31 protein-coding genes are annotated in these 25,172 nt (G+C 45.2%); 2 read left to right on the plus strand and 29 right to left on the minus strand.

Annotation, left to right across the window (positions count from 1 at the left end):
* Nucleotides 1-51: 51 nt before the first annotated feature.
* The 11 genes from J2T16_RS21450 to J2T16_RS21500 all read right to left on the minus strand — a co-directional run bounded on the left by J2T16_RS21450 (nucleotide 52) and on the right by J2T16_RS21500 (nucleotide 10,820).
* The gene (locus tag J2T16_RS21450) at nucleotides 52-501 is read right to left on the minus strand and encodes a GNAT family N-acetyltransferase (RefSeq protein ID WP_251502545.1); all 450 of its coding nucleotides are present in this window, start codon (nucleotides 499-501) and stop codon (nucleotides 52-54) included.
* Nucleotides 498-950: a GNAT family N-acetyltransferase gene (locus tag J2T16_RS21455; protein WP_336122153.1), complete on the minus strand. Its 453-nt coding sequence runs from the start codon at nucleotides 948-950 to the stop codon at nucleotides 498-500. The genes J2T16_RS21450 and J2T16_RS21455 overlap by 4 nt, the downstream gene beginning before the upstream one ends.
* A 183-nt stretch (nucleotides 951-1,133) precedes the next feature.
* Nucleotides 1,134-3,227, minus strand: a complete 2,094-nt coding sequence (locus tag J2T16_RS21460) for an S-layer homology domain-containing protein (RefSeq protein WP_499019204.1) — start codon at nucleotides 3,225-3,227, stop codon at nucleotides 1,134-1,136.
* 133 nt (nucleotides 3,228-3,360) lie between these two features.
* Nucleotides 3,361-6,030 (minus strand): winged helix-turn-helix domain-containing protein, encoded by a 2,670-nt coding sequence (locus J2T16_RS21465; protein ID WP_339837093.1) that lies wholly within the window; start codon nucleotides 6,028-6,030, stop codon nucleotides 3,361-3,363.
* Nucleotides 6,031-6,204: 174 nt separating this feature from the next.
* On the minus strand, nucleotides 6,205-6,741 hold the full coding sequence (gene pgsA, locus J2T16_RS21470; RefSeq protein WP_221786874.1) for a CDP-diacylglycerol--glycerol-3-phosphate 3-phosphatidyltransferase: 537 nt from the start codon (nucleotides 6,739-6,741) through the stop codon (nucleotides 6,205-6,207).
* Entirely contained in the window at nucleotides 6,738-7,451 is a 714-nt protein-coding gene (locus J2T16_RS21475) for an SDR family NAD(P)-dependent oxidoreductase (RefSeq protein WP_499019207.1), read from the minus strand. The genes pgsA and J2T16_RS21475 overlap by 4 nt, the downstream gene beginning before the upstream one ends.
* 74 nt (nucleotides 7,452-7,525) lie before the next feature.
* Nucleotides 7,526-8,251 (minus strand): class I SAM-dependent methyltransferase, encoded by a 726-nt coding sequence (locus tag J2T16_RS21480; protein ID WP_499019208.1) that lies wholly within the window; start codon nucleotides 8,249-8,251, stop codon nucleotides 7,526-7,528.
* A 268-nt stretch (nucleotides 8,252-8,519) separates the two neighbouring features.
* Nucleotides 8,520-8,903 (minus strand): VOC family protein, encoded by a 384-nt coding sequence (locus tag J2T16_RS21485; protein ID WP_499019210.1) that lies wholly within the window; start codon nucleotides 8,901-8,903, stop codon nucleotides 8,520-8,522.
* A 172-nt stretch (nucleotides 8,904-9,075) separates the two neighbouring features.
* Nucleotides 9,076-9,600, minus strand: a complete 525-nt coding sequence (locus J2T16_RS21490; protein ID WP_499019212.1) for a YfiT family bacillithiol transferase — start codon at nucleotides 9,598-9,600, stop codon at nucleotides 9,076-9,078.
* Between the two features lie 69 nt (nucleotides 9,601-9,669).
* Nucleotides 9,670-10,212 carry a GNAT family N-acetyltransferase gene (locus tag J2T16_RS21495; RefSeq protein ID WP_499019213.1) on the minus strand — a complete coding sequence of 181 codons (543 nt, stop codon included), beginning with the start codon at nucleotides 10,210-10,212 and terminating at the stop codon, nucleotides 9,670-9,672.
* Nucleotides 10,213-10,358: 146 nt separating this feature from the next.
* On the minus strand, nucleotides 10,359-10,820 hold the full coding sequence (locus J2T16_RS21500) for a hypothetical protein (protein WP_499019214.1): 462 nt from the start codon (nucleotides 10,818-10,820) through the stop codon (nucleotides 10,359-10,361).
* Nucleotides 10,821-10,983: 163 nt separating this feature from the next.
* On the opposite strand from J2T16_RS21500, the gene J2T16_RS21505 reads away from it, so the two are divergent.
* Complete coding sequence (locus J2T16_RS21505; protein ID WP_499019215.1) at nucleotides 10,984-11,757, plus strand: sporulation protein; 774 nt, start codon at nucleotides 10,984-10,986, stop codon at nucleotides 11,755-11,757.
* 72 nt (nucleotides 11,758-11,829) lie between these two features.
* On the opposite strand, the gene J2T16_RS21510 is transcribed toward J2T16_RS21505, so the two are convergent.
* Nucleotides 11,830-12,111, minus strand: a complete 282-nt coding sequence (locus tag J2T16_RS21510; RefSeq protein ID WP_499019216.1) for a hypothetical protein — start codon at nucleotides 12,109-12,111, stop codon at nucleotides 11,830-11,832.
* Between the two features lie 19 nt (nucleotides 12,112-12,130).
* A complete protein-coding gene (locus J2T16_RS21515; protein ID WP_499019217.1) occupies nucleotides 12,131-12,700 on the minus strand; it encodes a DMP19 family protein in 570 nt (189 codons plus the stop codon).
* 179 nt (nucleotides 12,701-12,879) lie between these two features.
* On the opposite strand from J2T16_RS21515, the gene J2T16_RS21520 reads away from it, so the two are divergent.
* Entirely contained in the window at nucleotides 12,880-14,037 is a 1,158-nt protein-coding gene (locus J2T16_RS21520) for a glycosyltransferase family 4 protein (RefSeq protein WP_499019218.1), read from the plus strand.
* A gap of 6 nt (nucleotides 14,038-14,043) precedes the next feature.
* Here the strand turns inward: J2T16_RS21520 and J2T16_RS21525 are convergent, their stop codons facing one another.
* From J2T16_RS21525 to J2T16_RS21600, 16 genes are all read right to left on the minus strand, one after another.
* A complete protein-coding gene (locus J2T16_RS21525; protein WP_499019219.1) occupies nucleotides 14,044-14,706 on the minus strand; it encodes an HAD family hydrolase in 663 nt (220 codons plus the stop codon).
* A gap of 45 nt (nucleotides 14,707-14,751) precedes the next feature.
* Complete coding sequence (locus J2T16_RS21530; RefSeq protein WP_499019220.1) at nucleotides 14,752-14,922, minus strand: YHYH domain-containing protein; 171 nt, start codon at nucleotides 14,920-14,922, stop codon at nucleotides 14,752-14,754.
* Nucleotides 14,923-15,042: 120 nt separating this feature from the next.
* On the minus strand, nucleotides 15,043-15,828 hold the full coding sequence (locus tag J2T16_RS21535; protein WP_499019221.1) for a Cof-type HAD-IIB family hydrolase: 786 nt from the start codon (nucleotides 15,826-15,828) through the stop codon (nucleotides 15,043-15,045).
* Nucleotides 15,829-15,849: 21 nt separating this feature from the next.
* The gene (locus tag J2T16_RS21540) at nucleotides 15,850-16,212 is read right to left on the minus strand and encodes a DUF3139 domain-containing protein (protein WP_090922073.1); all 363 of its coding nucleotides are present in this window, start codon (nucleotides 16,210-16,212) and stop codon (nucleotides 15,850-15,852) included.
* A 24-nt stretch (nucleotides 16,213-16,236) separates the two neighbouring features.
* The gene (locus tag J2T16_RS21545; RefSeq protein ID WP_499019222.1) at nucleotides 16,237-17,823 is read right to left on the minus strand and encodes a PH domain-containing protein; all 1,587 of its coding nucleotides are present in this window, start codon (nucleotides 17,821-17,823) and stop codon (nucleotides 16,237-16,239) included.
* On the minus strand, nucleotides 17,820-18,350 hold the full coding sequence (locus tag J2T16_RS21550; protein WP_260510688.1) for a PH domain-containing protein: 531 nt from the start codon (nucleotides 18,348-18,350) through the stop codon (nucleotides 17,820-17,822). Before J2T16_RS21550 ends, J2T16_RS21545 begins: the two co-directional genes overlap by 4 nt.
* A gap of 137 nt (nucleotides 18,351-18,487) precedes the next feature.
* Entirely contained in the window at nucleotides 18,488-19,069 is a 582-nt protein-coding gene (locus tag J2T16_RS21555; protein ID WP_499019223.1) for a GNAT family N-acetyltransferase, read from the minus strand.
* Nucleotides 19,070-19,109: 40 nt separating this feature from the next.
* Entirely contained in the window at nucleotides 19,110-19,559 is a 450-nt protein-coding gene (locus J2T16_RS21560) for a YhfM domain-containing protein (RefSeq protein ID WP_221786904.1), read from the minus strand.
* Nucleotides 19,556-20,185 carry a hypothetical protein gene (locus J2T16_RS21565; protein ID WP_221786907.1) on the minus strand — a complete coding sequence of 210 codons (630 nt, stop codon included), beginning with the start codon at nucleotides 20,183-20,185 and terminating at the stop codon, nucleotides 19,556-19,558. Before J2T16_RS21565 ends, J2T16_RS21560 begins: the two co-directional genes overlap by 4 nt.
* An 88-nt stretch (nucleotides 20,186-20,273) precedes the next feature.
* Nucleotides 20,274-21,062, minus strand: a complete 789-nt coding sequence (locus tag J2T16_RS21570) for a hypothetical protein (RefSeq protein WP_221786909.1) — start codon at nucleotides 21,060-21,062, stop codon at nucleotides 20,274-20,276.
* 98 nt (nucleotides 21,063-21,160) lie between these two features.
* Nucleotides 21,161-21,613, minus strand: coding sequence for an NUDIX hydrolase (locus J2T16_RS21575; RefSeq protein ID WP_154982947.1), 453 nt, complete (start codon nucleotides 21,611-21,613; stop codon nucleotides 21,161-21,163).
* Between the two features lie 45 nt (nucleotides 21,614-21,658).
* On the minus strand, nucleotides 21,659-22,255 hold the full coding sequence (locus J2T16_RS21580; protein ID WP_221786911.1) for an HD domain-containing protein: 597 nt from the start codon (nucleotides 22,253-22,255) through the stop codon (nucleotides 21,659-21,661).
* A 20-nt stretch (nucleotides 22,256-22,275) separates the two neighbouring features.
* Entirely contained in the window at nucleotides 22,276-23,157 is an 882-nt protein-coding gene (locus J2T16_RS21585) for a GNAT family N-acetyltransferase (RefSeq protein ID WP_154982946.1), read from the minus strand.
* 29 nt (nucleotides 23,158-23,186) lie between these two features.
* Entirely contained in the window at nucleotides 23,187-23,459 is a 273-nt protein-coding gene (locus tag J2T16_RS21590; RefSeq protein ID WP_145328782.1) for a hypothetical protein, read from the minus strand.
* A gap of 15 nt (nucleotides 23,460-23,474) precedes the next feature.
* Nucleotides 23,475-24,239: an aminoglycoside adenylyltransferase domain-containing protein gene (locus tag J2T16_RS21595; protein WP_221786913.1), complete on the minus strand. Its 765-nt coding sequence runs from the start codon at nucleotides 24,237-24,239 to the stop codon at nucleotides 23,475-23,477.
* Between the two features lie 26 nt (nucleotides 24,240-24,265).
* Nucleotides 24,266-25,159: a PhzF family phenazine biosynthesis isomerase gene (locus J2T16_RS21600; protein ID WP_221786922.1), complete on the minus strand. Its 894-nt coding sequence runs from the start codon at nucleotides 25,157-25,159 to the stop codon at nucleotides 24,266-24,268.
* Nucleotides 25,160-25,172: the final 13 nt, after the last annotated feature.

Consider the following 25,172-nt stretch of genomic DNA (forward strand, 5'->3'; position numbering starts at 1 on the left):
CGCTAGGGGCTCACTCCCTTTTTTTACAGTGTATAGAAAGAATACTGCCGTTTATAAATGTTTTCGGTATCCCTGAACCTTCTCGTCTCTAAAGCCCAGTTTCTCGTAAAATCGATGGGCTTCCTTGCGCTGATCTCCAGACACCAGAATGATGTACGCACATCCCAAATCTTTGGCAATATGTTCGATCTTAAGCATGAGCTTCTGTCCAACACCCTGCCTGCGAACCCGTTCGGAGACAATGACATTTTCGACGACCATAAATGGCTCGCAAGTACCCATCAGATCCATGCATTCAACCCCCATAACCGATCCCACAAGTTTATCCTGATCGTAGGCTCCAAGCACATAGTAATGACTCTGTTTCTTCATTTGTTGAAACGTCTTTTGCATTTGCTGTGCATTCATCTGCTGTTCATTGGGAGGTGTACCCATCAATTCATGGTACAGCTGGTTTAACGCAGGCAAATCCTGCGGTTCAATCTGTTTAATTGTAATCATCGTGATGCCTCTGCTCCTTCTGATCTGATGAGATCCTTCTTGAAATAGTATTGTTGGTGTCCCGTAGGTGCATTCTCGATCATCGTCATCAGCTCATACCCATGTTTTAGGTAAAATTCAGGAGCCTGATATGAGAAGGTGTTCAGCATAATGAAATCACACCCCTTCTCCCGGGCCAAACGCTCTACCTCCTGTAGCAGTTTCGTTCCATACCCTTTGTGCCTCTCTTTGGCATCAACCCATAAGATATCTAGCTCGACCCAGTTCCAGCATAAGGTGCTCAGTACCCCTGCTACAATCTGCCCTGCCTCGTTTCGAATATGAAAATGAAGCTCCTCGTATCTGTTCCTTAAATCCTCGCTCACATGTGCCGCATTGTAAGCGACCAGTTGCTGGCGGACATAGGCTGAATCTTCTTCGGTACTTGGCGTAATGTTGGTATTTGGCATATTTGCTCTCCCTCTCGGTTCTACGTCAATTAAAATTCGCAATCTACTGTCTATGTATTTCATATTATCGCTTAACGTTATCTCACTCATCTTATACTAAATTACACAAAATGGAAACAACGCACCTTCCTATTAGGAAAGTGCGTCTGTTATCGTTCCATTCAAATTAGACTACGATATGCTTTACTGGGCTTCTCTCAGATAAACCTCTACATAACCCCCACCCGTCATACCCAACGAATCTGTAGCCATTACCCAGATTCGTACAGGCGTATTACTTGTCCCTAATGCTGTCACGTATAATTTCTGTCCAACCATTCGAACGGTTGCTAATTGTTCGTCAGGAGACTCCGCTTCTAACACAAGTGTCGAGCTGTCGTCATCCTCATCTCTAAACATGTAGGACAAGTCTATCTCGATTTCATCTCCACCTACATAAGCTGTATTTCCCGCTGGTGCCTCGATCAATTTAGGAGGAGAACCATCAAAACCATATATCAGTTCTTCTTTCAGTAGCAGGGCATGATGCATTATGGAATCTGGTTCTTTTCTGAGGTTGATTTGATTGGAATCTAACCTTACATATTCCAAATTCATTAAATCTACCAGTCCCCCTGGAATGTGAACAAGCTGATTGTTTTGCATAAACAATGTTTGCAAGGAAGTCAGCCCTGTCACGTCCAGCACACTAAGCTCATTATCTCTCAGATTTAGGTAATGCAACTTCTCAAGCCCTGTGACGTTAATTTCACTCAGACGGTTGTTCGACAGATCAAGCCACTCTAATTGTTCAAATTCAGAGGCATCCGCTTTGCTTATGTTATTTCCAGATAAATCAATTTCTACGACATTTAATCCATTAAATATATCGACACCGGTAAGATCGGAAATGCCAGCATCTCTTGCATACAATCCTCCTTGAGTCTGGACAAGTGCCGTAGCTAATTCTGCTTTGGTCAGCGGATCATCTAGCCCCTTCTGTAGCCAAAATGCCATAGCTCCAGCCAATTGCTCGTCAGGGAATTGGCGGCTAATCGTATTCACTTGCACGGTAACCTGGAGTTGTGCCGTTACACTGGCACCTTGTTCATCAGTAGCTTGAATGGTCAGCATCGTCTGACCAGCAGCTCGTGGTGCAAGGCGAATTACCGAGTCAGTCACAGTAGAAGATACCATGTTCTCCTCTCCCGACAAGACAGCGAACTTCAATGGTCCACCCTCTGGATCGCTGAAATAAGAAGAGGCCTGCAAGTCCTTAGAAGCGTGATCCAACGTCAATTCCTGAGCAGGCAAACCTCCTGAGGCAACGATTGGAGCACGATTGCTGGTTCCTGGATTAGATGGATTTGCTGGATTGGAAGGGGTTGAAGGTACAGACGGACTAACCGATCCTTCGCTTCCTCCACCTGTTGTTCCGCCGGACGTTGTTCCAGTATTATTGTTGTTGTTGTTCCCTGTACCTGTACCATTCGCAGTACCTACTGTTCCTGTAATTGTACCTTGTGTCTCCGTTACCTTGCCTGGATTATCTTTTGGAGCCTGCGAATTAGAACCATCTTGTTCTGAACCTGATTCCCTCAATACTCGAATCGTGTCTGTTGCCCGCACTGCAATGACAGCCATCTCTTGTCTGGACGTGGAACGTTTGGGTGCAAAATATCCATTTTCCCCCTTGAGAAGACCTAATCCAACGGCCTGTTGCACACCGGGCAAAGCCCAGACGCTAATATCCTTACTATCCTTAAATGATAACGATTGTTGACCATCAGATAGCCCATCATACCCTTTCACCTTCAGTGCCCGAATCATCGTAACAGCGAGCTGTTCTCTCGTCACTACACCATTCGGCCGGAATGTACCATCGGGATATCCATTCATAATCCCAGTTAAGTTAAGAGCATAGATATAAGATTCGCCCGAACTTGCACGCTCTAAGTCTTTAAATAACTGTTTCGGTCGTTGGTCTGAAGACGAGACCTTGATCTCCAGAAGCTGAGCTAACATATGTGCAAGTTCCCCTCTTGTCATAGGTGCATCTGGGTTGAAACGACCTGTTCCGTCTGGAATAATCCATTGTTGCTGGGTAGCTTTTTCAATAGCTTGCTGGGCCCACGGGGCAGCAAGCTGCAAGTCCTGGATACTTGTTCCATCCTCCGCGGCACCTACTGCTCCCGGAGCAACAAAGAGAGTGAACGAAAACACAGCGGCTATATATGGCACAACTTTATTCCGACGCTGTTTAGAGTAACCTTTGTAATTGGAATGATGATTAGACATTTCTTAACACAACCTCCTACGGAATCTTATCGCTATTGACACCGGAAATTCACAGCGTTATTTCGTTAGATTCATTGTAGGAGAGACGACATCATCCAAACAGTCTACAAAAAAGTAGACATTGTTTCATAACTTATAATAAGCCCCGCTGTTCAGCAATTTGTACCGCATGCGTACGACTGCTTGCTCCGAGTTTGGCGAACACACGGCGAATGTGAGTATTTACGGTTCCAGGTGATATCCCAAATTCGGCAGCAATCTGCTTGCTGGTTAACCCTTCTGCAATATGACCAAATATCTTCTGCTCCATGGGACTCAGTCCCACTTCTTTCTGTTCATGCTTTGCTTCATCTGGTGCTGAACGGCCCCGTACCTTTTGGTTTTGGACAAAAGCAGAGAGTAATTGCTTCACATAAGCTAATTTCACTCCATCATCCGAGATGGCCTTCTTACGGCGAAGCACCAAATACTGTTGAAGTAGCCATTTTACCGGCTCGCCTTCGGAAACAAATGAACGGATATATCCTTCAGGTTCTCCCAAAACAAGAGCACGCGATAAGGCTACAATACCAGCACCTGAGTCCCCCTGCTTCTGTAGTATTACGGACTCTAACAGAGCACATTCAATCTGTTCCGTCAACAGATCGCGTTTTTCAGCATGTTCTCGAACTCGTTGCAGTTCCTCTTGTGCGTAATCATAATGTTCAAGAGCCACGGCAGCACGTAATCGAACCATCCATTGAAATAGTTGGTCACAGCTCATTTCAACGAGCATTTGTTGTTCGTCTACCGGATTAGCGAGAATGTGGGTAGCCGTGTCCACAGGGCTCTGCTCAAGCCCTATTCGATTGCGATGTGCTTCTAATACAGATTTCCAGTACTCTCTATCCTTCTCAGACAGCAGACTCTCAGCCTGCTGCAACAGCTTTATACCTTCCTCAGCTCTACCTGAATGTAATTCAAGCCTAGCTTTCAGTACATATGCAGGAACAAGTATCGCCGCCACTTTGATCTGCAAGGCCACTTCAAGAGCTCGTTCCGCATACTTCACGGCTTCGGATAACTGGTCCTGTTCCATCAAAACCTCACCATATCCTGCTCCGTAGTAGGACGTTACATAGGCAGGTTCATCATACCAACGCTTTGTGATGGCTCCAAAACAAGCTTCCGCTCTCCTCAAGTAACCATGAACGCCGTGAAAACTTCGCATACGCATGCTCTCTCTTCGATCGTAGTCCATATACTGAAACGCAATATCATCAGGGTAGCCCTGATCAATGTAAGATACGAGATAAGAAGAAAGTCCTTCTAAATCACGGTTAAGATACGCCATATAAGCTCTCATGACACAGATCACTTGCAACAAATATTCAATAATTTCTGGCGCAACCTGCCCTTGGAGATGCACGCGGATGACATGCTCGAGCTCATCCAGTTGCTTCACCATCTCCCCATAAGGCATTTCACGTGCAACAAGAAACAAATAAGACATATATAACTTAGGACGAGCTTTCACTATTTCCAGCGGCAAAACATCAAAATATTTACGAAGTGTCCACCACTCTCCCATGATAAAATGGGCGAACAATTCTTCTAGCAATCTTGCGGCATCTTCCAAATGTAGCCCAAGAATATAATGATCCAGCGCTTCAGATGGATATCCGTTCTGTTCATACCAAAGTGCGGCAAAACCATGTAATTCGTTGGCCAACTCGGCGTGATTCCGTCTCAACTCACGCCTCAGAAATGCCGAGAATAAATGATGATAACGGTACCATTCTCCTTCCCGATCCAGAGGGATAAGGAAAAGATGTTCTTTCTCCAGCTGCCTTAACAACTGTGGAGCTTCATGCAAACCACTTAACACCTGACCTAAACGGCTGTTCATTCTTCTTGTTATTGCAGTTCGAAGCAAAAAGCGCTGCATTTCTGGTGACTGACGCTGGAATACCTCTTCTAACAAATAATCCGAGATGTTTCTGTTTCCTGCTTCTTGATCCTTTGTACGAGGTGGGAATGAAGTCATGTTTACCATTGAACTTTTCACCGTGCCTGCACCTAATGTGTGAGATAAAGCAAGTAGCTTTAACCCGGCTGCCCAACCCTCTGTGTGCTGTACCCACCCAAGTGCATTCTCGCTGGCATGCTCGATACGCATAACGTTCTGGCAAAAGTCAATGCCTTCTTCCGCTGTAAACGCAAGTTCCTGAAGGGTAAGCTGCTTCAATTCCCCTCTCAGCCGTAGCTTCTCCAGCTTAAACGGAGGATACGTCCGACTCGATATGACCAGATGGATAGACGAAGGAAGGTTTTCAATAAATTCCTGCATCTGCGAATGAATCTCCGGCTGCGTTATAACATGGTAATCATCCAAAATAAGCATCGTAGGCTGATCAATCTGGGCAACACGATTTAACAGCAAAATTAGTGCTTTTCTCGGCTCGACTGGATAGCGCTGCAAGAAATCAGGCAGGACCTCCCCACATAACCCCTGTCTCACGCGGTCCAACGCATGAATAATGTACAGCCAAAACTGAAATGGATCTTGATCCTTTTCATCCAGACAGACACAAGCCGCTTGCCCTGCGGCACTTCTCAGCCAACTCCCCAATAGTGTTGATTTTCCCGAACCGGCCGGAGCAGTCAACAACGTCATCTTGGATTGCATAACTTCATCGTATTGCGAACTGAGCCTTGGACGATCCATGGTATCCGCTGGTAGAGGGGGTAATTCCAGTTTGTTCGCCAAAATCATAAATTGAAGCCAGTCGCCATGGAAACCAGCTGTTTGTTCTTGCTGCATGTAATCCTCCTGAACCCGCACTGGGGTGCACATTATAGAAATCGTTGTATGTACATTTAGACATTCTAAGTATACAGGGAACAACGTCGATGCCGCACACCATTTTATACAAAAACCAAAGGCAAATAACCCTGCACAGACAGTACAGGGCAAATGAGACGATTATTTATCTTTTTATCTCAGCAACTTCAAATTGACGATGATATAATTCAAACCGGATAATAGCGTAACACCTGTCGCAATCCATATCAAAATCATATCTATTCTCAAATCTGTAAAAGTACTAAATATCACATGATGAAGTAAAACGGTAAGGATTGCAACGACTTGAAGAACCATTTTTATTTTTCCATATCGATCAGCAGCAAGTGTGATTCCCTGTTCTGCAGCTACCATACGCAAGGCTGTGATTACAATTTCACGTGCAATAATAACAACTGCAACCCACGAGCTAATCATATTCACCTGAACCATCATAATAAGTGCCACTGAAATGAGAAGCTTGTCTGCAAGAGGATCGAGCAACTTACCCAACCTGGTTACCTGATTGTACTTTCTGGCAATATACCCATCCAGTTTATCTGTACAAGCGGCTAGTGCAAAAATAATTACCGCAACCATCAAACCCGGCTCCTGCTGAACGAGAAAGCATAGCATAAACAGCGGAATCAATGCGATTCTTGCCAGAGTGACCCCGTTTGCCAGATTCACTGCTCCTTCGCCCCCTCCAGTAACTTCAGGATTTCCAATGCCACATCACGTGGGGTTTTCAATTGCCCTGTCTCATAAGCATCTCGAAATGCGCCAGACAGTGCAAATTCCTCTGTACTTTTTCCTCTCGCCACAGCCTGCAATTCCGTATCCACCATGCCCGGATCATAAGCGATGATCTCTACCGGATTAGACTGCGAGGTTTGTTCCATCGCTACACATTGTGTGAACATGTTGATTCCTGCCTTCGATGTACAATAGGTAGCCATCGAAGGAGCAGGATAACTGCCCGAAGCAGAACTCACATTAATAATTTTTCGGCGTGCCGTTATACGGTTAGTATGGTGAATAAATGATGACGTAAGAATCATCGGCGCAACCAGGCTAATATTCAGATGAACGCTAATCTCATCCGCAAGACACTGATCTATGGGTTTTAACGGTTCAAGCATGACCGCATTATTAATAAGTCCGATGCATTCCCCAGGAAGAAGCTGAATCTGCTCCAATATGCCCGAGATTACATCGTCGATGCCATGAATGTCTTTAAGGTCGAACTGGACATGAGTGTACCCTTCGTAGATATTGCCCAAGTCGGATGCTCCGCGTGCTATGCCGTAGACGGAGTCTCCTTTTTCCAAACAAAGTTCTGCAAACTGTCTACCAATGCCTTTGGATGTACCTGTGATAATAAAGGTTCTGTTACCCAATATGCTCCTCACCTTTCAATTCTCATATCTGCTCTAATGCCGCAGGATTGATATGTATTTCATCTCTAAACGTGTCAGTCACGCTCTTCCGGTTTTCTCCACATGGTCACCCACAAAATAGGCAAACCAAAATACGGATCTTCCTGCCCCATCGCTTTCATTGGACGCAGTTCCACACACTCAAACGGGTCCTCCAGTAAATACCGAAGCTTCTCCTCCGTAAAAGCAAGCCCGCCCCGCATTGACTTCTCGCGGTAAACTTCCCAATCGTCCATGACATGCTCCGGGCCGCCTTGACCACCGAATCCTGGTGCAAAACAGGTCATGCCGAACAGCCCTCCCGTCTTCAGCGCACGATGAATCATCTCAATGTAAGGAATACGCTGATGCGGTAGCAGATGGTGCAGACAGCCCGAATCATAGACCAGATCATATTCCTGCTCCGGCGTCAGTTCGAACACCGAACGACATTCAAAATGTACATCCAGCTGTTCTTCCGCGGCCCGTTCCTTGGCCCAAGCAATCGCAGTCTCTGACAGATCATAGGCGTCAACCTGATAACCGTGCCCTGCTAGATACAATGCATTCCGCCCGGGGCCACATCCCAGCTCCAGTGCTCTGCCCCCTCTTAAGCGTCCAGCTTCTACATCAGCAACCAGATTCTCGTCTGGCTTGTTTGGAAAAAACGGAATGGGTCTGTCCCGATTCTCATAGAACGGCTCCCAAAATTGCTTGGCCGATCTGAAATCCGCATCGAGCATATCATAGAGATCCTGCACACTTTTTATCGTTTTCTCCAAAGTCTGAATTCCTCCTGTTTTACCGCTTAAGATGGGTTCTTCTTCACTACTGTTCCCTACTGTTTTCCCTAGCATTTTTGCATGAAATCCAACTCAATTCACTACACTTCATTATAACATTTTTAACCATTAATTCTCTATTTTTCATGTGTAAATTTAGTAGAATATGCATTATTTTTTCCATACAAAAAGCGAACGACATCACATGTCGTCCGCTTGAAATTCCAGCTATAAGATTACCACTGTACAGCTATAAATACGTTTAATTTTATCCCTTGCGCTCCATCACGGCAAAGTAATTTTTCTCATTATCTGCAAAATTAAAGACACGTCCTGTCGGCATCTCTACAATCTCTCCAACCGTTACATGTTTAGCAGACAAATCCGCATATAACCGATCAAGGTCATCGGTGAAAAACATCAACGAAGGTGTGCCCAGATTTACTCCAGCCGACATACGTGCCACGACCTCTTTATCATGCAGAATGATGCTGGTCTGTGAATCTTTCGCAGGCGCGATCTCAATCCACCGCATACCTCCCTCAAGAATAACCTCACCCACGATATGGAACCCGGCTACTTCCGTCCAAAAAGCCAGAGATTCATCCTGGTTATCGACGTACAGCATAACTTGGCCTACTTTGCTAAACATGTGCCAACCACTCCTCTAATCAAGTTATCTCGGTATACCTTCAAACTTAGATTGCCTCAGATTCCAGTTGAGTATAACACGCATGTCCTGGTTTAAGATAAACATTTTAGAGCAGCTAAATTGACGTTGCATGCCACCTATACGGCGAGGAAAGTTTGCTGTAATTTCTTTTTTATATTCCCAGTCGTTCTCGAAGTGAAGTGATCTGGGCAACATGATGTTTGCCATGCCATGCATACAATCCTAGACAATGATCCAGTCTCATCGTTTCTTTGGATGCTGGATGATAGAACGCTTTGGCATAGTCTTCGTCCGTTAGCGCGTATAGCAATGCCGACCAGCGGCGATGTAGTGCATCTAGAAGATGCAGTGAAACCTCCACACCCAGATCCTTGGAATCGCTCAGTTCGGCCCAACGTTCCTCAAAATACGGGCGAATCGTGGGGGTATCCTCTGTCAAAGCGAGCTTGAAGCGAATCACACTGTTCATATGACTATCTGCCATGTGGTGAATAACCTGTTTAAGCATCCAGCCTCCGTCCCGATATGGCAGACTTAGCTGCTTTTCATTCAATCCTTCTACCGCTTCTCTCGCACACTTAGGCAGGTCTGCAATATCTTGAATCCATTGTTGCCTTTGAGCCAGCGTTATCTCGCCTTCATGTGTGAACTGACCAATCGGATATCTAAAGTCCATCTTATTTCCCCCATGATCCCAGTGGATTTGTTTACTGCATATGAACACGACACCACTCACCGGGCTATTTTATAGAGTATACTCCATCAGCCAGCAATCTCTCATCTGTCCTTCATGCAGTTCATGCTGTGGCAATGGTTTAACCCTTTTAAAACCACATTTCTCGTAACAAGATAACGCACGTTCGTTCCACGCTTGCGGGTCCATAACCACTCTCCGGGCCTGTTTCTCCTGAATCAAATACGCTGTCATAGACTTCACCAGTTGTGAGCCGATCCCCCTGTTCCAGCAATCCGTTTCCCCTATAAACTGATCGGTCCCATAGATGATCTCGCCATTGTCAGCATAACCATATTCCGCACGTTCCTCTGTCTCCAGCTCATAGAACTGAATGTATCCGATTGCCTTCCCGTCATACTCTACAATACAACGGGCAGCCTCATCATCCTGTTTGTAAAAATGTGCTCTCACAAGCTCCAGATCATGCGGCTGATCACGACCTTCGTAGTACTGCAGAACCTCCGGGTCAGACAACCATTGGACTAGCAATTGCTCATCCTCCGTCTGTAGCAGGCGAACTGTCAATTTTCCCACTTGATATACGATATTCATTTCAGCTCCCTCCACGAACCCCGCAGAATGGCTGATGATATGACATCAGCCATTCGCGTCATTCTCTCCAACTCCTTACGCTTTTACAGCCTTCCATATATATTTATGCTCTCGAACGGCTATTTTCCCATTGATCGTATGTTCCTTTAACTTGGTTTGCAATTGTTCACGAAACTCAGAGCTTGTGTAATCCGGGTTACCCGGAACGTCTGCAAGGAAGAGAGCAAACTCATTTTCGTCAGGAAAAACCATAAGTGCCTCATGATATTCTTCGATCTCAATCTGCTCGTAAAGGTTACGTTCCAACCGTTCACGAACCTTGGTAACATCCGTATGTATTCCAAACAGCAGGCCTCCCTGAGGGAGAAGTCTTCCGTATTCAATAATGGATGTGGGAACCCTGTTATATGAGTAGCATGTGCCGCCATTTTAAGAGTAAAGTCACCGTGTCCACAGCCTGCATCAAGGACCGATGTATACGCAGGCAGTAACTGGATCAGCCGCTCTTCGAACATTTCTTCTGCGGACTTCCCCTCCCATATGTACTGTGCCCGAGCTCTGTATCCACCATTACGTCGTGCAATCATATCGTACCACTCCATACTCATAGACATCCTCCTATCTGGAATTTTGATCCTAAAGTAACATTCGGGCGAAACCATACAGATTCCCCTGTTCTTGTAAAAATTGAAACGCATCTATTTCATCGTCCGTATTATGCTCGAAATCATAATTCCCCCATAATAATCCATGAATCTGGAGGTTGCTCACATGTCATTTTTCAAAAAAATGCTGGCCAGTGTTGGTGTAGGTGCAGCAAAAGTAAATACGGAGTTACATACAACAGAAGTTATGCCCGGAGGAACTCTTTCGGGAATAGTGTACATTGAGGGCGGAGGTGTGGAGCAGCAGGTTGATCGGATTTATCTATTAATCAAAACGCACTACATTCGGGAAAGTAATGATCGCAAAGTGAAGGAAACGGCTGTTGTAGCCAAATATCTGCTCACCGAGGGGTTCACCCTGCAGCCTGGTACAAAACTGGAAAAGAGCTTTCAATTCGATCTACCGGAAAATTTACCGATTACACTGCACCGTGCGGAAGTATGGGTGGAAACAGGGCTCGATATCTCTAGTGCAGTCGACCCCTCAGATCGGGATCTTTTACATGTTGTGCCCTCCAGAGAGATGGAAATTGTACTGGATGCCATAGATATGCTGGGTTTCAAGCTTCGTGAAGTAACCAATGATTATGCACCAAGGCTCGGTGGCAATCTGCCGTTTGTACAGGAGTTTGAGTTTGTGCCGACCACCAAGTTTCGCGGATATTTGGATGAACTTGAAGTTCTCTTCTATCCAATGGGGAATTCCTTGGAACTGTTGATCCAGATCGACCGTCGTGCACGTGGACTTAGCGGAATGCTCTCCGAAGCCATGGGCACGGATGAGACCTATGTGCGCCTGCAACTGCACGAGAGACATCTGGAGCGTGGTGCACGTTCCGTCGCACAAGGCTTGGAAGAGATTATTTCAGAGCATCTATAGACTACGAACATGCAAAACATCAAGAGAGCAGCCCCTGGCTATGTATCCATCTGATGCCAAGGGCTACTCTCTTTATCTCTTGTTTTTTCCCACAACATAAGAACGAACAACATAGTACGCTATAGCCAAAAGGAATATACCACCAACACTTAGGGTTATCATCAAACCGCTTCCACTTGCCACATGTCCAAAGTCAACTTGCGATATCCCACCAGAGGTTTGTAATGGTGTACCTTGCGGGACATGCTGTAATGTTAGAAACATGCCTTGGACTACTTTCCAAACCACCAACAAAAGCAGGAAAGTAAAGCTAACGATAATGGTTTCCATCCCCACACGTTTGTTCAGACGCATCCATTTCTCCCCCTTATTCTTATAGAACGAGAAACTGCTCCAGTTGCTGCTTTAATTCATCTTTATGCTCGTCTACATACTGGTACAGCAAATCGAAAACTTCTTCATTATCCGCTTGAAAGCTTAAATGTTGACCTTCCTGCTCTACCTGCTGTAATAACTCATGGATCTGTATCCCATGTGTCTGCAAACTTGTTGAGATGTCGTGTTCGGACAGACGTTCCACGTTCTCTCTGAGTTGTTCTGGCGTGATTCCTTGTTCCTTCAAGAGTTGTTCCACCTTTTGCAAAATCATCGCATCTGTCTCATTGCCACTTCGGATTAACGCTTCGATGACCTCTCTCAGATGCTTTCCGCTGGCATTCTCCAAATAACCGGTCAATCCATTCATGGATAGTTCCGTATCCAGATCAATAATCAGCATCATATCTCGTATTACAACAGGCAGATCTGAAACTTGTTCCCGAATCGTGGCAAATTCAGCCCGGTACATATCCATCGCAATGCTGCCCACCATTTCTTCGCCTGACATCTCTTCGATATTCACAAGCGGCATTAACTCCGCCAGTTCTTCCTGTAACTTGTTCATCTCACTTGTCCTCCTGCCTCTCTCTATATAGCGTAGTCATGATCTGCGCCGCCACGTCTCTCCATCATACCAGAATATGCTGTATAGAAAAGAAATCGCGCCAAGTTAACATGCATTTGACTTATGGAAAATAATTCGCTGTTATGATCTTGGCATCACAAGTTTAGGGAGGGGTAAGGATGCGTCTGGCCTTGTTCACAGATACTTATCTTCCAGAAACCAATGGTGTCGCAGGTACACTCCATCGTCTAAGCAACCATCTGAATCGCAGAAGTATAGAACATCTGCTGTTTACATCCCAATCCATCATGGAAGGAAACATTGAAGTTCCCGTAAGCTCCGTAATCAATGTCCCTTTTTTTCTGTATCCCGAATGCCGCATAGCATTCCCCAGCAGAGTAACTGCCTATAAACAGCTACAGGAATTTCAGCCTGATCTGCTTCATGTCGCTACACCATTTAACATGGGGCTACTTGGCCTGAGATATGCACTTAAGTTCCAGCTTCCACACGTTATCTCTTACCACACCCACTTTGATCGTTATCTCAATTATTACAAGCTTGGAAGTGTCATTCCACTCTACTGGAAGTACATCAAGTGGTTCCATCGCACTTGTGATACTACATTCGTCCCATCCCAAGACACGATGTACACCTTACAGGCTCAGGGGATTCAGTCTCTCAAGCTCTGGTCTCGCGGTATTGATTGTAACCTCTATTCTCCATGCAAACGAACCCCCAACATTCGCGAACGGTATCAGATCACCGCACCTCTCATCTTGCTCTACGTTGGACGCATCTCCCCGGAAAAAGATATAGCCACCCTGACAGCCATGATGCAACAATTGCCCGGAGAAATACAAGCACTTGTTCACTGGATCATTGTTGGCGATGGACCCAGCCTTCCCAAGATGCGGCAGCAGGCACCAACGAATGTTACGTTCACAGGCTATCTGCATGGCGAGCAGCTTGCATCGATGTATGCATCTGCGGATCTGTTTGTCTTTCCTTCCTGTACGGAGACCTTCGGCAATGTTGTGCTTGAAGCGATGGCCTCGGGTCTTCCCGTTCTTGCTGCTAACGCCGGTGGAGTCAAAGACCTCATCGTGCATCAACGTACCGGCATACTTGTTGAGCCGGGTAACGTGGATGCATTTATAAGAGAAATAAGTTTACGAGTTCATTCTTCGGAAAGGCTGAGTACAATGGGACGTGAAGGTAGAAAATTCGCCGAACAGCGTTCCTGGGAACAGATTTTCGACACTTTGATTGCAGATTACGAAGAGGCCATTGAGCAACGTCAACGACGGAAAAAGGGGCGTATCCATACGGCATAACAGTTGTTAGAGCAAGGTTTTCAGTTCTCGAAGTTGCTGGATCGTATGTAGCGGGGTTGTCTCAATCTCCTCCGGCCAAGGCTGGTTCACCTTCATCCAGATTGTGCTCATGCCTGCTTTGGCCGCCCCTTGTATATCGTTCACCGGGTGATCTCCGATGTAGAGGCATTGCTCAGGTTCTAGACCAAAATGATCAAGGGCTAATTGAAATATACGCGGATCGGGCTTTTTCACTCCTGCTTCTTCCGATACAATGATGTGGTCATAATCCTCTCGAATGCCAAGGTGATCAATCTTTCCATACTGAATCGGTGTTTGGCCATTGGTGATTAAACCGATCAGGTATTGGCCTCTCAAATGCTGTACCACTTCTCTTGCCTCATCCATCAGCACTGAATTTCGCACATACTCCCGGCCGTAGAATGCCATTAGTTCTTCGTGCGGAGGATGTTCGGCCCAAGGTAATTCCTCTAATAATTCGCTGAACAGCCGAGGTTTCTCCTTATAACCATCTTCGTCGAGCTCGATGATCCGCTCCTTAATATGTTCGGTTGATTCCATGTGCCCAAAATACGTGTTGATCAAACTTTGTGTGAAACCCTCAAACGTTCTTGTCCGATTAAGAATCGTGTTGTCCAAGTCAAAAATGACAGCTTTAATACGATCCATGAAGTTTGTTCCTCCGTTCTCCTTCAGTTAATTGAGAAGTCGAAACTACTTTTTCTTTTTATGATAATGATAGCCTGAGCACAGACCTTTTTTAATCGATTTTGCAGAGCACTTGTGTCCACCGTTTTTGTCCAATCGACCAGGATGCGCATACGCCGAGGAGGATACACCGATAAGCATAACCAGCGATAAAATGAGTATAAAACCTTTTTTCATATTAAAATTCACCTTTCTTTTGACGCCCTATGCTTTAGGGCTTTCTCACTTCACTTCACTTCATTTCATTTTACATAAAAATCCACAATATGGATATCCCTTATTCCAACTAAAGTCCCTTTATATAAGCTTGTAGTGCCTCAACGCATGAGTTATTCCATCCTCACTCGCTTTCAGCGTGACGTAGTCCGCACTTTGCTTAACACGCTCTCCAGCGTTTCCCATAGCGACACCTACGCCCACATAAGTTAGTAGATCTATATCGTTCTCTCCATCCCCAAAAGCCATCGTATCCTCTCTGCGTATATTTAGGTGAGTTAGAACTTTCTGAGCCGCTACAGATTTACTGACTTCACCCGCTTCTAGCACATTGCAAACGTACGGATGGAATCGTACAAATCGTAAATAAGGAAACTGTTCTTTATATCGGTTTGTCTCCTCCTCATTTGCGTATAAACACATACAGTATATTTCCTCATCGAGCGTCATGATCTGTTCCGCATATTCCATCATTCCAAGTGTCTCTCGAAGAGCAACTATCACATGATGATCCGTCCGACCAGTTCCGTTCATGCCAAAAGACTCCGTAAAGTAGGAAAGTGCATGTCCCTGAGACTCAGCAAAATGACTGAATTCCCTAACCATGGTTGAAGAAAGAATGGATTTATGAATGATTTCACCACGGCAAGTAATCAAAGCTCCATTAGCTGAAATAACCGTATCTATGCCAAGATGCTTAAACTCTTCACATAGATGATGTGGTCTGCCTGTCACAAGGATGATATGAATTCCTTTTTGGATTAACCTGCAAATGGACTCTTCGGTACACTTGGAGAGACTGCGATCTTGTTCACTAAGCAACGTACCGTCCACATCCAAAAATACAGCTTTTATTACTTTTTTCATTAACCCTCATCCTCTTCTCCTCTACTGCTGGTCGTCTGTCGGCGCAAAATGCTTCAGGTCTGATTTCGTTTTACCGCTCTTCTGCGCCTCTTCCGAAATGCGATGGCTAAACTGAATCACATCATTATGTGCAAAATATATATACTCCACATCCGGTTCATCCTTAAACTTCACTACAGCAAGGAAGGGTGGCAGTTTTACGCTCCAGACACCTTCTACGGATTCAATCTCATCAGGAGAATAATGTTTCTGCTCCGTTAAATATGTTGTGACACGATGTGCATAGATCATTTTGTTGACTTTTACATAGATAAACGGCGTGAGAATCAATACAATGAGCGTAATGCCAATCGTCCATGATACAATCTTTTTCGTTTTACTCATTTTACTTAACGCCCCTTGTCGTTTCTACCGGATCTGTACCTCGTTGGAACGCCTCATGTACCACATCTGGAATGTGCCAGCTACATCATCCGGTATATCGTGAACATATTGATGCATGACAGGTTTGGCGCGATTTACGGTATGGATGGAAGCCAGCCCTAACTTGCGCTGCAAGGGATGACGAGTAATCTTGATTTCAATGACCTTTTCCCGTTTGGACAGAAACAGTGTCGAAGTCAGCGCACCTGAGCGAAACTGAATGAACTGATCGTTCAGTGCATAGCGCGTATGATAAAAATTGATCACCCTACACGTTGTAATCCACAAGAGCAACAGTAGCGAGATCATCCACCATGCCTGTTCCATGCCGAACAAAACCGGTTTGAAGTATGCTAGCACACCCGTGACGATGATCCACAACCAGTTTGGTTTAAGTAACCGCAACCATAACGCTTTCCGAGGCAGCTTCTGCATTTCCTCCGTCACATGGTAGGAAGGCAGCATTTCTTCAATGATGCGATAGGCCTCCCTCACAGGTAAAAAGGGATATAATGTGTTAACCTCCTGGCTAGCTTCACCCAAACTGCCTGCGGTTGTAAGTTCTACCTCGGCAAGACCCAGCAATCTTTTCATCAGGGACTGTGTAATCTTGACGGCCTGTACACGATCTTTCTGGATCGAGAACGACGTCTTCTCCAGCATGCCCTTTGTAATATAAATTCGCTTGTCATCGGACGTGATCTGAAAATCTCCATATTTCACAAAGGTACGCACAATTCCAAGCCCGATAGATACGAGGATCAAAAGCAGAATGACCAGGCTCGTCACCCACCATGATTCAAGCCAGGTTAATACAAGGCTTTCGGTTACGGTTTCGTTTGGGAAGAAATCCTTCACGGTTGAGTACAAGGAACCCAAGATCGGGATCAACACCAGAAAACTAAGTGAAGTAAACGAAGCTTTGAACACATCTTTGCGCGTAGAACGGTAGTGAACGACGTGTTCGAATGTGCCTTTAATTCCTGTGTCATTGTTATTGGCATTGGCGCTTGAGTCACTGCCTGCTTGTTCTTCAGTTTCGATATACTGCTCTGCAAGTAGACTTTTCTCATCCTTTGCATCCTGCTCATCATCCATAATTCCCTCAACCGTAGCTTGGACTTCGGATAAATGACGGGCTACCCGCTTTTCTAATTGTTCTGCTTCAGAAACCGAAACGACCTGTAGCTGAAACGTCGCATCATCACCCTTGATACCCGTTTCGAAGCGTATAGAGGTTACTCCGAACAAACGATGAACAAAGCTCGTATGTCGGCTCACATTTTGTACTTTCGTATACGGGATCGTTCTACGGGTTCGACTGAATGCTCCCGTGTAAATATGGAAAGCTTTCTCATCGGCTGAATAACGTGTTGTGAACCATTTCCAGATGATCGAGATTAGTGCTATGCAAATACCGATGTAAAAGATGATTCTCGCATAGAAGACCCATGCCTGATCTGATCCTGCACGAAATACGAATAAAAACAGAATAAAAGCAAATGTACTTTTAAGCAGATTACCCAAACTCCACAACAAGCTGAGTGCATGATGCCGTTTCATCTCCGTCATTCATCCACCTCGTTAATCCGGGCATAATCCGCAATCTGGTTACGCAGCGCATATGCCACATCTTCCGGCAAGGCCGGTATATGATGAGATGAACCCATCGTTCCGATGGACACCGAGTATAGTCCGTATTTTCTCATCAATGGCCCCTGATTAGTTGATACGGATTGCACCTTGGCCATCGGAATGACTTGGTGCACCTTGTTCAATGCCCCATGCTTCAATTGCACAAACTCTGCGTTAACGCCATAAAACCAATATCGATACAACAACACGGGCTGCAAAAATATATCCCACACAGCATAACCTGCGGATATAACCGTGACTCCCCATAAAATCCAGCCGATCCACGGCCTCCAATCATAGACGGAGTCCAGTATAAGCAACGCTGCCAACACCACAAAGCCAATGACGTTGTAAAGGATCGCGCTAACTCTCCACAAACTTATGGCATGAGGGGAAAGCTTCTGTTGCGGCGTGCTCCATTCCTCTGTTCCAGTTGTTACTGCCATATCTGTTGTTTCTGACATGTTGTTGTTCTCTCCTCTCTCATGTCTTTTTTGGTCTATATACTTTACGATGATGCGTATGTATCGATGCAGTAAGATAAAAGAAATAAAAAAAGATGACTCCTGTTCAAGTGCAGGGGGTCATCTTTTGTTTTCGTTTATTTTCCAGCAAAATCCTGCACTTCACACAACCATACCATATTTTCGCTTCCTTCACCCCAGTAGTCCTTCGTCACAACATACGGTTCTCCAAACTTCCGCCGCCACTTCTGCTGTGCAATTCGATAACCACTGTCCAGACAAAATTGGATAATCCCCCGCTTCTGTAGTTCGGTGACCAATGCCGCAATAAGCGCTGAAGCAATCCCCTGGCCCTGCAGTTCAGGTAAAACATACAGTGAGCCCAGCGTTCCAACGTGATCCAGCCGATGGTTGGTGCATTCCTGAACGACTTTCCCGCAAGGCCCATATGAGATCGTACCTACGATCTTCCCTTCTTTTAGGGCAACAAAGAAAAAGGGACTTGTCGTCGTTGGTTCAAGATCAGATTCATGTTGCAAAACAGATTGTACTATAGTCTTTTTATGTTCGATCTCTTCCTGAATTTCATCCAGAAGTGATCCGATCCCTTCCTGACGGTATGCCTCTGGAATCGTTGTCTCAAAAATATGATATGCTCCATCCACATCTGCTGCCGTCAGTGTTCCGATTGTTATCAACTTGCCTGCATCTCCATTCATCTATAAGCCTGTATTCATGTTGTTGATCTTTTCGCTCCATTTAGTCCGTACGGCGCTGAATGATTTGTCTCAGTTGATTCGCGTTCTCTAGAGGGATCGTATATCCAGTCGTCGTATCCTTTTGGTTTACAAGCAAACCTTGCGTCTTTGGATCTGCACCCAATGACAGATCGTACCGAGTGACTGCGCCATCTGCATATGTGATGTTCATCGTGTATTCAGCAGAATAATCAAGCATCCCCTGCATACGCTCGGCACTGAATATGGCTTCGGTCACGATTTGAATCTCGTCAGCGCGGTCAAATTCTACATCGCGGCACGTTTTAGAGAAGTGAGCCTGATTACAAGATAACGTGATTAACGTAGGAATCCCCTGACTCTGTTGTAGTTTCTCAGCCTCTTTGGAGCCCACATCACTCGAATTGTTGCCACCGCACGCTGCAATGAATATGACGCTGAAGAATAGAAGCAACATTCCGATATGTCTCACCTAGCGGCCTCCCATTCAGCTAATAAGTCGTTTAAACGCGGGACTGTTTTTTGGACAAAAGCTTGTACAACCTCTTCGGTAATGTAACTTGGAATAATGCCCAGTTCTTCCCCATGTAAAAAAGAAAACGTGCGATCACGCCAGCGTATGATCTCATCTGCTGTTAAACGATCTGCCATCTCGTACCCTGACGAGTTATTTAAGGCCGACCATACTTCTTCGCTCCAATTCATGGTGCGATACAGATTAAAATCAATCTGATCCGTCTCCTTGTAATATAAACGGGCCAGGTCTTCCTTGGTTCGCACGGCTCCCTCACACTGGTCTTGCTCACGAACCTGTTCCTCGAATGCGGGATACACACTTCGAAACCAGTAATAATCCGTCATCACATGCATGAAGTAACCAGTGACAAAGGAAGTCCAGCCTTCACTCTTGCGCTCGCTGATGTAATCACCATAAAACTTCTGGAGACGTCCGGTATAATTGTCTTCTTGCTCAGGATAAAAATGAGTATACTGCTTGTCGTCCCTTGTTGTGCCTTCACGCATATGAATGGCATCTGGCGCAATATTTCCGAGATAAAATGCTCCCAGGTCCAGTGGTTCAGGCAACGTATCAGCCAATCAATGGGCTACACTTAAATGCACCATAGGCAGAGGCATAGACCGATCTCCTTTTTCCATTGAAGGAATGGTTATATATAATCTCTCGTTAGCTCACCAAACCTGCCAGTCTCTCGTCCTGCATCCGGTCAAACAACTTTTCCAGATCCGTATGATACGCAGGCTGATCCTTCACCAGCAAACGGATATATTCCGATCCACACTCGTAAAATACGAGGCGGTTAAAAGGTGCTGTATCGCCATAATGATTAGGCTGCAATTCATACTTGGCTCGAATCAAATTCTCGATATACCTTGCTGCTCCTTCATTCCATTCCAGCCAGCTCCAATATTCCGCTTGCTCTTCTGTAAGAGATTGGAACAATGCCGTTCGCGCCACCTGAATTTGCTGTAAATTCTCACTTTTCAACGCAGATAGAAGAGATTCAATTCGCCCAGCAACAATCTCATCTTCGTACGGGAATTCGTAATCGATCTCCCAGGTTACACGCCTCAACTGGGTCATTTTATGTTTAATCTGCATCCGGTCAACGATTCGTTCCTCGTATTTTCCATAGACAGAACAATGCACGTATTCATGGAACAGAAAAACCTTCTGCTCTAAATCTTTGAAAACAGAAGCGGTCACAATCGCGCACATCCGATCGTTCATATGATGTACAGGCATTGCGCCGAGGCAGTCATCAGGAATATATAGGTCGTCCGGTACGGTTTTGACCCATTCGTATTGCCCGGATACAGATGAATAATCATAGATATATAACAATGATTCGTGTGCTACAACAACCGGATGGTGTTCTGCAAAAAAAGGATGCAGGCTGACCAGCTCGATCTGAAGCTCATTTAACTCGTTAATTTGCTGCAAAAATGTATCCATGTCTAACCCTCTCTCTTTGCAAAATGATACTATTATCATACTAAATCAGTATCCGTAAATCACTGAGAGAAAAATGATAATGTTGTGCGAAACTCCTCCTAGCTTTTGATATATCCCGCTTTGGACAGCACATATTTGGTGAATGGATTGATATCCGGAATCGGCTGAGTCAAGTCGAAGTACCTGAGCTCTAACCCTTCATCATCCATCACCGTTGGACTGCCCGTAATGCCGCCTGCTTCATAGATTGCCATGACATTGTATACCTCATCTCCATGTGGATAACGGTAATACATATCCTGACCCGAAAATATGGTAATCAGCTTATATGCCTCTGCTCGCAGACCAGCTTCTTCATATAGTTCACGCGCAGCAGTCTCTTCCAATGATTCACCCGGTTCAAGCGAACCGCCAATGGTACCCCAATCCAAGCTATCTGTTCGTTTCTGGAGTAGCAGGTGACCCTGCTCGTTAAACACCAGTACACATGAACCTGCCATGATCAAGGGACGTGTGCCTACCAATTTTCGTAAATCCATGATGTACCCCATGTTAGCCTCCTGAGTCCAAATGTAGTTAAAACAGCCCCCGTTTACTTAGGAACCGGATTGTTTCAATATCCCCTGATCTACCGAATCTTGTACGATTTGTTGTGTATACTTCCACAGCGTTGCTGACCCATTTGCAATTTCGGCATTACGATTTAATACCTGATCACTCGTAATGTTATATTTCTGCCATGTATCACCTTCATTCTGATGATTATGAATGATCGGCTGCAACCGATCCATGGAAGAAGCAAACCTGGCCTCCGGTGTCTCTTTGGTCTCGAACTCCATCCACAGACTTAACAGTTCTTCGGCTTGGTCTTCTGGCAACATACCAAATAATCGGTTTGCGGCTTTAAGCTCTCGTTCATGTTTATCTGTGTTTCCTTGGGTGTCATACGCAAAGGTATCACCGGCATCAATTTCAACAAGGTCATGAACAAGTAACATCTTGATTACTTTAAGCATGTCGATTTCCTTGTTAGCATGACCATGCAATATGAATGCCATCATGGCTAGATGCCAAGAATGTTCTGCATCATTCTCGAGCCGTTCGCCATGGATAATTCGTGTTCTTCGTTCAATCGTTTTCAGCTTGTCTATTTCAATCAGAAACTGGACCTGTGACTCTAGTGTCTCATCCACGCTCTTACCCCCTTCAATTACTAACGCATACACTCTGAAATGCTGTACCAATAGACCTGATAGTTAAAATCCAGAGATAAACCTGCACCTTGTGCTAAACGGATCGAACCTATGTTATCCGGAGAGCAATCCCAATAGGGACGGATGCCTCTATCGTTACATTCGTTCATATACGCTTGAGCAGCCAAGGCAGCATAATTTCGCTTACGATGACCTTCCAATGTTTCAATATCAATGGCATGTGTGTTTCCATCGACAAAAGCAGAAATACATATGCACACAATCTCTTCCTCGCGAGTAACAACATAGCCAACACCATGTTTCAAAAAAGCATCTACGTTTGTCCAGAAATGCTTGATCTTATATGTGACAAAAGAAAGATTATTCAACCTATCGTCTTTCAAAAGTACTTCGTCTATTATAATAACCTGTGTTCCCTCGACTGGTTGTATAAGCATTCTAGAGGAAGATGAGCGCTTGGCACTCTTTATTTTCTCTGTTCGCTCTATTCTTTCATCCGTTGGGTTTAGCAGATACACATGCTGTGTATCATCGTTCAGTTCACTCGGGCCAGCCATATGCTCAAGTACCGCTTCCCACCGACTATCTTCTACGCCAATCTCTACGTCAGAAATTTGTAATGATGCTAATGTGGGATAAATCTGTGTCTCCATGTACTCTCGGAGTTCACTTCGGAACACTTCATTCTGAAAATCACCAATTAGCTGATAACCGGATTGCCCCTGAACCCATACAAGCGCCGCTTGAGGATTGAGGGTATCGTCGACATAGACCCGTCCCGGGTTCATGCCTGATGCCACTGCTTTGACCTCCATATTGCGACAGGCATTGGTTAGATGTTTTATTTTGTGAAATTCAGAAGCCTCCAGCTCAGTAATCATGTACTCAATCCTTTCTTCACCTCACCGCTCTACCTTCTGCCTTGCTCGACTTTCATTTTCAGGATTTTCCACGTCCAGGCACCATACCAGATGCCAGCAGCTGGAAACAACACAAGTGCCGTCAGTAAGTTTACATAAAACTCACCATTCAGGGTTAAACTTTGTCCGCTCCACGAGGTCATCACCAAGGTATACAGAAAAGCCAAAGGCAAACCCCAGCCCAAAACGCCGCGCACCAGGATATGATGCCTTTTTCCTTGCTGTAATTGTTTCTCCCATTTGATCCGTTGTGATTCTTTCATATATCAAGTTCTCCTTTAAGCCTGCATAGCTTCTTGAATTTGTTTGAGCATATATTCGGCATAATCTCTTAAACGTGTATGTTCCACATTGACCGATTCACGTTCCCCGTTGTACTTAGCCAAACATTGGGAGATAAGTTCCTGATGTTCAGGCAATGCTTCTGCCACCGCACGCTCTCCAGCCTCTCGCTTGGAGTGAATCACTGATTCCTGAATATACAACAGCACGCGTGACAAAGTTAAAACATAATAGACCGAATTGTCTACGATTTCTTCCAAGGCTGAACTTGCATCAGATGCAATGGATTGGATGACATGCTCGCGGTTCGCCGGCTGGAACAGTTCCTTGATCGGCTTGCCATACAGCACAATACCTCGATCATAGATCACCGCCATATGTGCAACCACATCCGGGTCTTCATGACCACCGCAGAGATAATCAGGATCATTTCTGTACTTCTCCCGGTGATATGCAGAATAATGAAACTCAAAAGGTGTAGGGTATTGACCACGTGTTACAGCTGACTCTAGTACAATACTAATCTCAAACCCTTTCGGAATATGCATTTCATCTTCTATACGTATCAGTTGGTCGGCGATTCTGCGGTAACTCTCAGAGGACCTTTTCTCTCTACATACAACTAAAATATCGATATCACTCTGCAGCGGATGGAAACATCCCATCGCCATGGAGCCATGTAAATACACGCCTGTTAACGCGTCGGTTAACTCTTCCTTTAATACTTCGATGAGCCTGCTCAATATGGTCTTTTCATTCACCTTGACTCTCTCCTTCTGTCAGAACCTCAACTGTCTATTTCCACCTTCATCTCCCGAACATAAACAGCCGTGCCCTTGATTCGGACATCCATCCCCTCTTGCTCCCGGCGTACGTTCACTTGGACCTTGCCATCTCTACCAATCTCATGCCCTTGCTCTACTGTAAAATCAACCTCGTGAATCTCCTGATTCACATACGTTAAATAATAGGCTCCCATCACGCCTGAAGCGGTGCCCGTCACCGGGTCTTCCGTTGTACCTGAGTATGGCGAAGAGAAATGCCTTGCATGCATCAGAGCATCTGCATCGCGAGTTTCGAAGCAGAAGGGATGTAAGGATGACTTGGGATTTTCAGATAAAATGTCCGGGAACTGAGAAGAATCCGGTTTCATTTTAACAAATGCATCTAAACGACGAATCGGAATTAATAACGTCCACGTACCCGTACTTCCGTATACGGTAGGCATATTCATGTCCAAATCATCCGTTGTCAGATGAATAGACTTAGCAAGCTTTTCTACATCGCCTTGAAAGGGAACAAACCGTGGCTGGTCCTGCTTCATCTCCATCAACCAGGTGTCACTTTGTTGTTCAAACTGAATTGGTAATATACCTACGTTCGTTTCAATCGTGATAGAGTCTTTTCCTTGTAGTACATCACGTGTCTTAAGTCCATACATTGCCGCCATGGTCGCATGACCACACAGATTAATCTCGTGACCCGGAGTGAAATAACGCAACCGGACATCGGCTTTTTCAGACTTCAATACAAATACCGTCTCATTAAAACCGACAGCATGAGCAATCTGTTGCATTGTAACTTCACTCAGATGATCTGTTTCAAAAACAACGCCCGCCGGGTTGCCCTTGCCTGGAATGCTTGAAAAAGCTTCATAGTGGTACACTTGGATAGCACGCATCTACTCTTCATCC

It is taken from the genome of Paenibacillus intestini (assembly GCF_030803945.1).
In the GTDB taxonomy this organism is placed as follows: Bacteria; Bacillota; Bacilli; order Paenibacillales; family Paenibacillaceae; genus Paenibacillus; species Paenibacillus polysaccharolyticus.

Coding starts and splice junctions, on each gene's coding strand:
- J2T16_RS21460 (WP_499019204.1), bottom strand. CDS start 3,227: ATGTCTAATCATCATTCCAATTACAAAGGTTACTCTAAACAGCGTCGG.
- J2T16_RS21505 (WP_499019215.1), top strand. CDS start 10,984: ATGTCATTTTTCAAAAAAATGCTGGCCAGTGTTGGTGTAGGTGCAGCA.
- J2T16_RS21465 (WP_339837093.1), bottom strand. CDS start 6,030: ATGCAGCAAGAACAAACAGCTGGTTTCCATGGCGACTGGCTTCAATTT.
- J2T16_RS21530 (WP_499019220.1), bottom strand. CDS start 14,922: ATGAAAAAAGGTTTTATACTCATTTTATCGCTGGTTATGCTTATCGGT.
- J2T16_RS21555 (WP_499019223.1), bottom strand. CDS start 19,069: ATGAATGGAGATGCAGGCAAGTTGATAACAATCGGAACACTGACGGCA.
- J2T16_RS21550 (WP_260510688.1), bottom strand. CDS start 18,350: ATGTCAGAAACAACAGATATGGCAGTAACAACTGGAACAGAGGAATGG.
- J2T16_RS21585 (WP_154982946.1), bottom strand. CDS start 23,157: ATGATTACTGAGCTGGAGGCTTCTGAATTTCACAAAATAAAACATCTA.
- J2T16_RS21590 (WP_145328782.1), bottom strand. CDS start 23,459: ATGAAAGAATCACAACGGATCAAATGGGAGAAACAATTACAGCAAGGA.
- J2T16_RS21575 (WP_154982947.1), bottom strand. CDS start 21,613: ATGGGGTACATCATGGATTTACGAAAATTGGTAGGCACACGTCCCTTG.
- J2T16_RS21500 (WP_499019214.1), bottom strand. CDS start 10,820: ATGAGTATGGAGTGGTACGATATGATTGCACGACGTAATGGTGGATAC.
- J2T16_RS21455 (WP_336122153.1), bottom strand. CDS start 950: ATGCCAAATACCAACATTACGCCAAGTACCGAAGAAGATTCAGCCTAT.
- J2T16_RS21515 (WP_499019217.1), bottom strand. CDS start 12,700: ATGAACAAGTTACAGGAAGAACTGGCGGAGTTAATGCCGCTTGTGAAT.
- J2T16_RS21510 (WP_499019216.1), bottom strand. CDS start 12,111: ATGCGTCTGAACAAACGTGTGGGGATGGAAACCATTATCGTTAGCTTT.
- J2T16_RS21535 (WP_499019221.1), bottom strand. CDS start 15,828: ATGAAAAAAGTAATAAAAGCTGTATTTTTGGATGTGGACGGTACGTTG.
- J2T16_RS21525 (WP_499019219.1), bottom strand. CDS start 14,706: ATGGATCGTATTAAAGCTGTCATTTTTGACTTGGACAACACGATTCTT.
- J2T16_RS21600 (WP_221786922.1), bottom strand. CDS start 25,159: ATGCGTGCTATCCAAGTGTACCACTATGAAGCTTTTTCAAGCATTCCA.
- J2T16_RS21540 (WP_090922073.1), bottom strand. CDS start 16,212: ATGAGTAAAACGAAAAAGATTGTATCATGGACGATTGGCATTACGCTC.
- J2T16_RS21545 (WP_499019222.1), bottom strand. CDS start 17,823: ATGACGGAGATGAAACGGCATCATGCACTCAGCTTGTTGTGGAGTTTG.
- J2T16_RS21520 (WP_499019218.1), top strand. CDS start 12,880: ATGCGTCTGGCCTTGTTCACAGATACTTATCTTCCAGAAACCAATGGT.
- J2T16_RS21495 (WP_499019213.1), bottom strand. CDS start 10,212: ATGAATATCGTATATCAAGTGGGAAAATTGACAGTTCGCCTGCTACAG.
- J2T16_RS21485 (WP_499019210.1), bottom strand. CDS start 8,903: ATGTTTAGCAAAGTAGGCCAAGTTATGCTGTACGTCGATAACCAGGAT.
- J2T16_RS21570 (WP_221786909.1), bottom strand. CDS start 21,062: ATGGATACATTTTTGCAGCAAATTAACGAGTTAAATGAGCTTCAGATC.
- J2T16_RS21490 (WP_499019212.1), bottom strand. CDS start 9,600: ATGGACTTTAGATATCCGATTGGTCAGTTCACACATGAAGGCGAGATA.
- J2T16_RS21450 (WP_251502545.1), bottom strand. CDS start 501: ATGATTACAATTAAACAGATTGAACCGCAGGATTTGCCTGCGTTAAAC.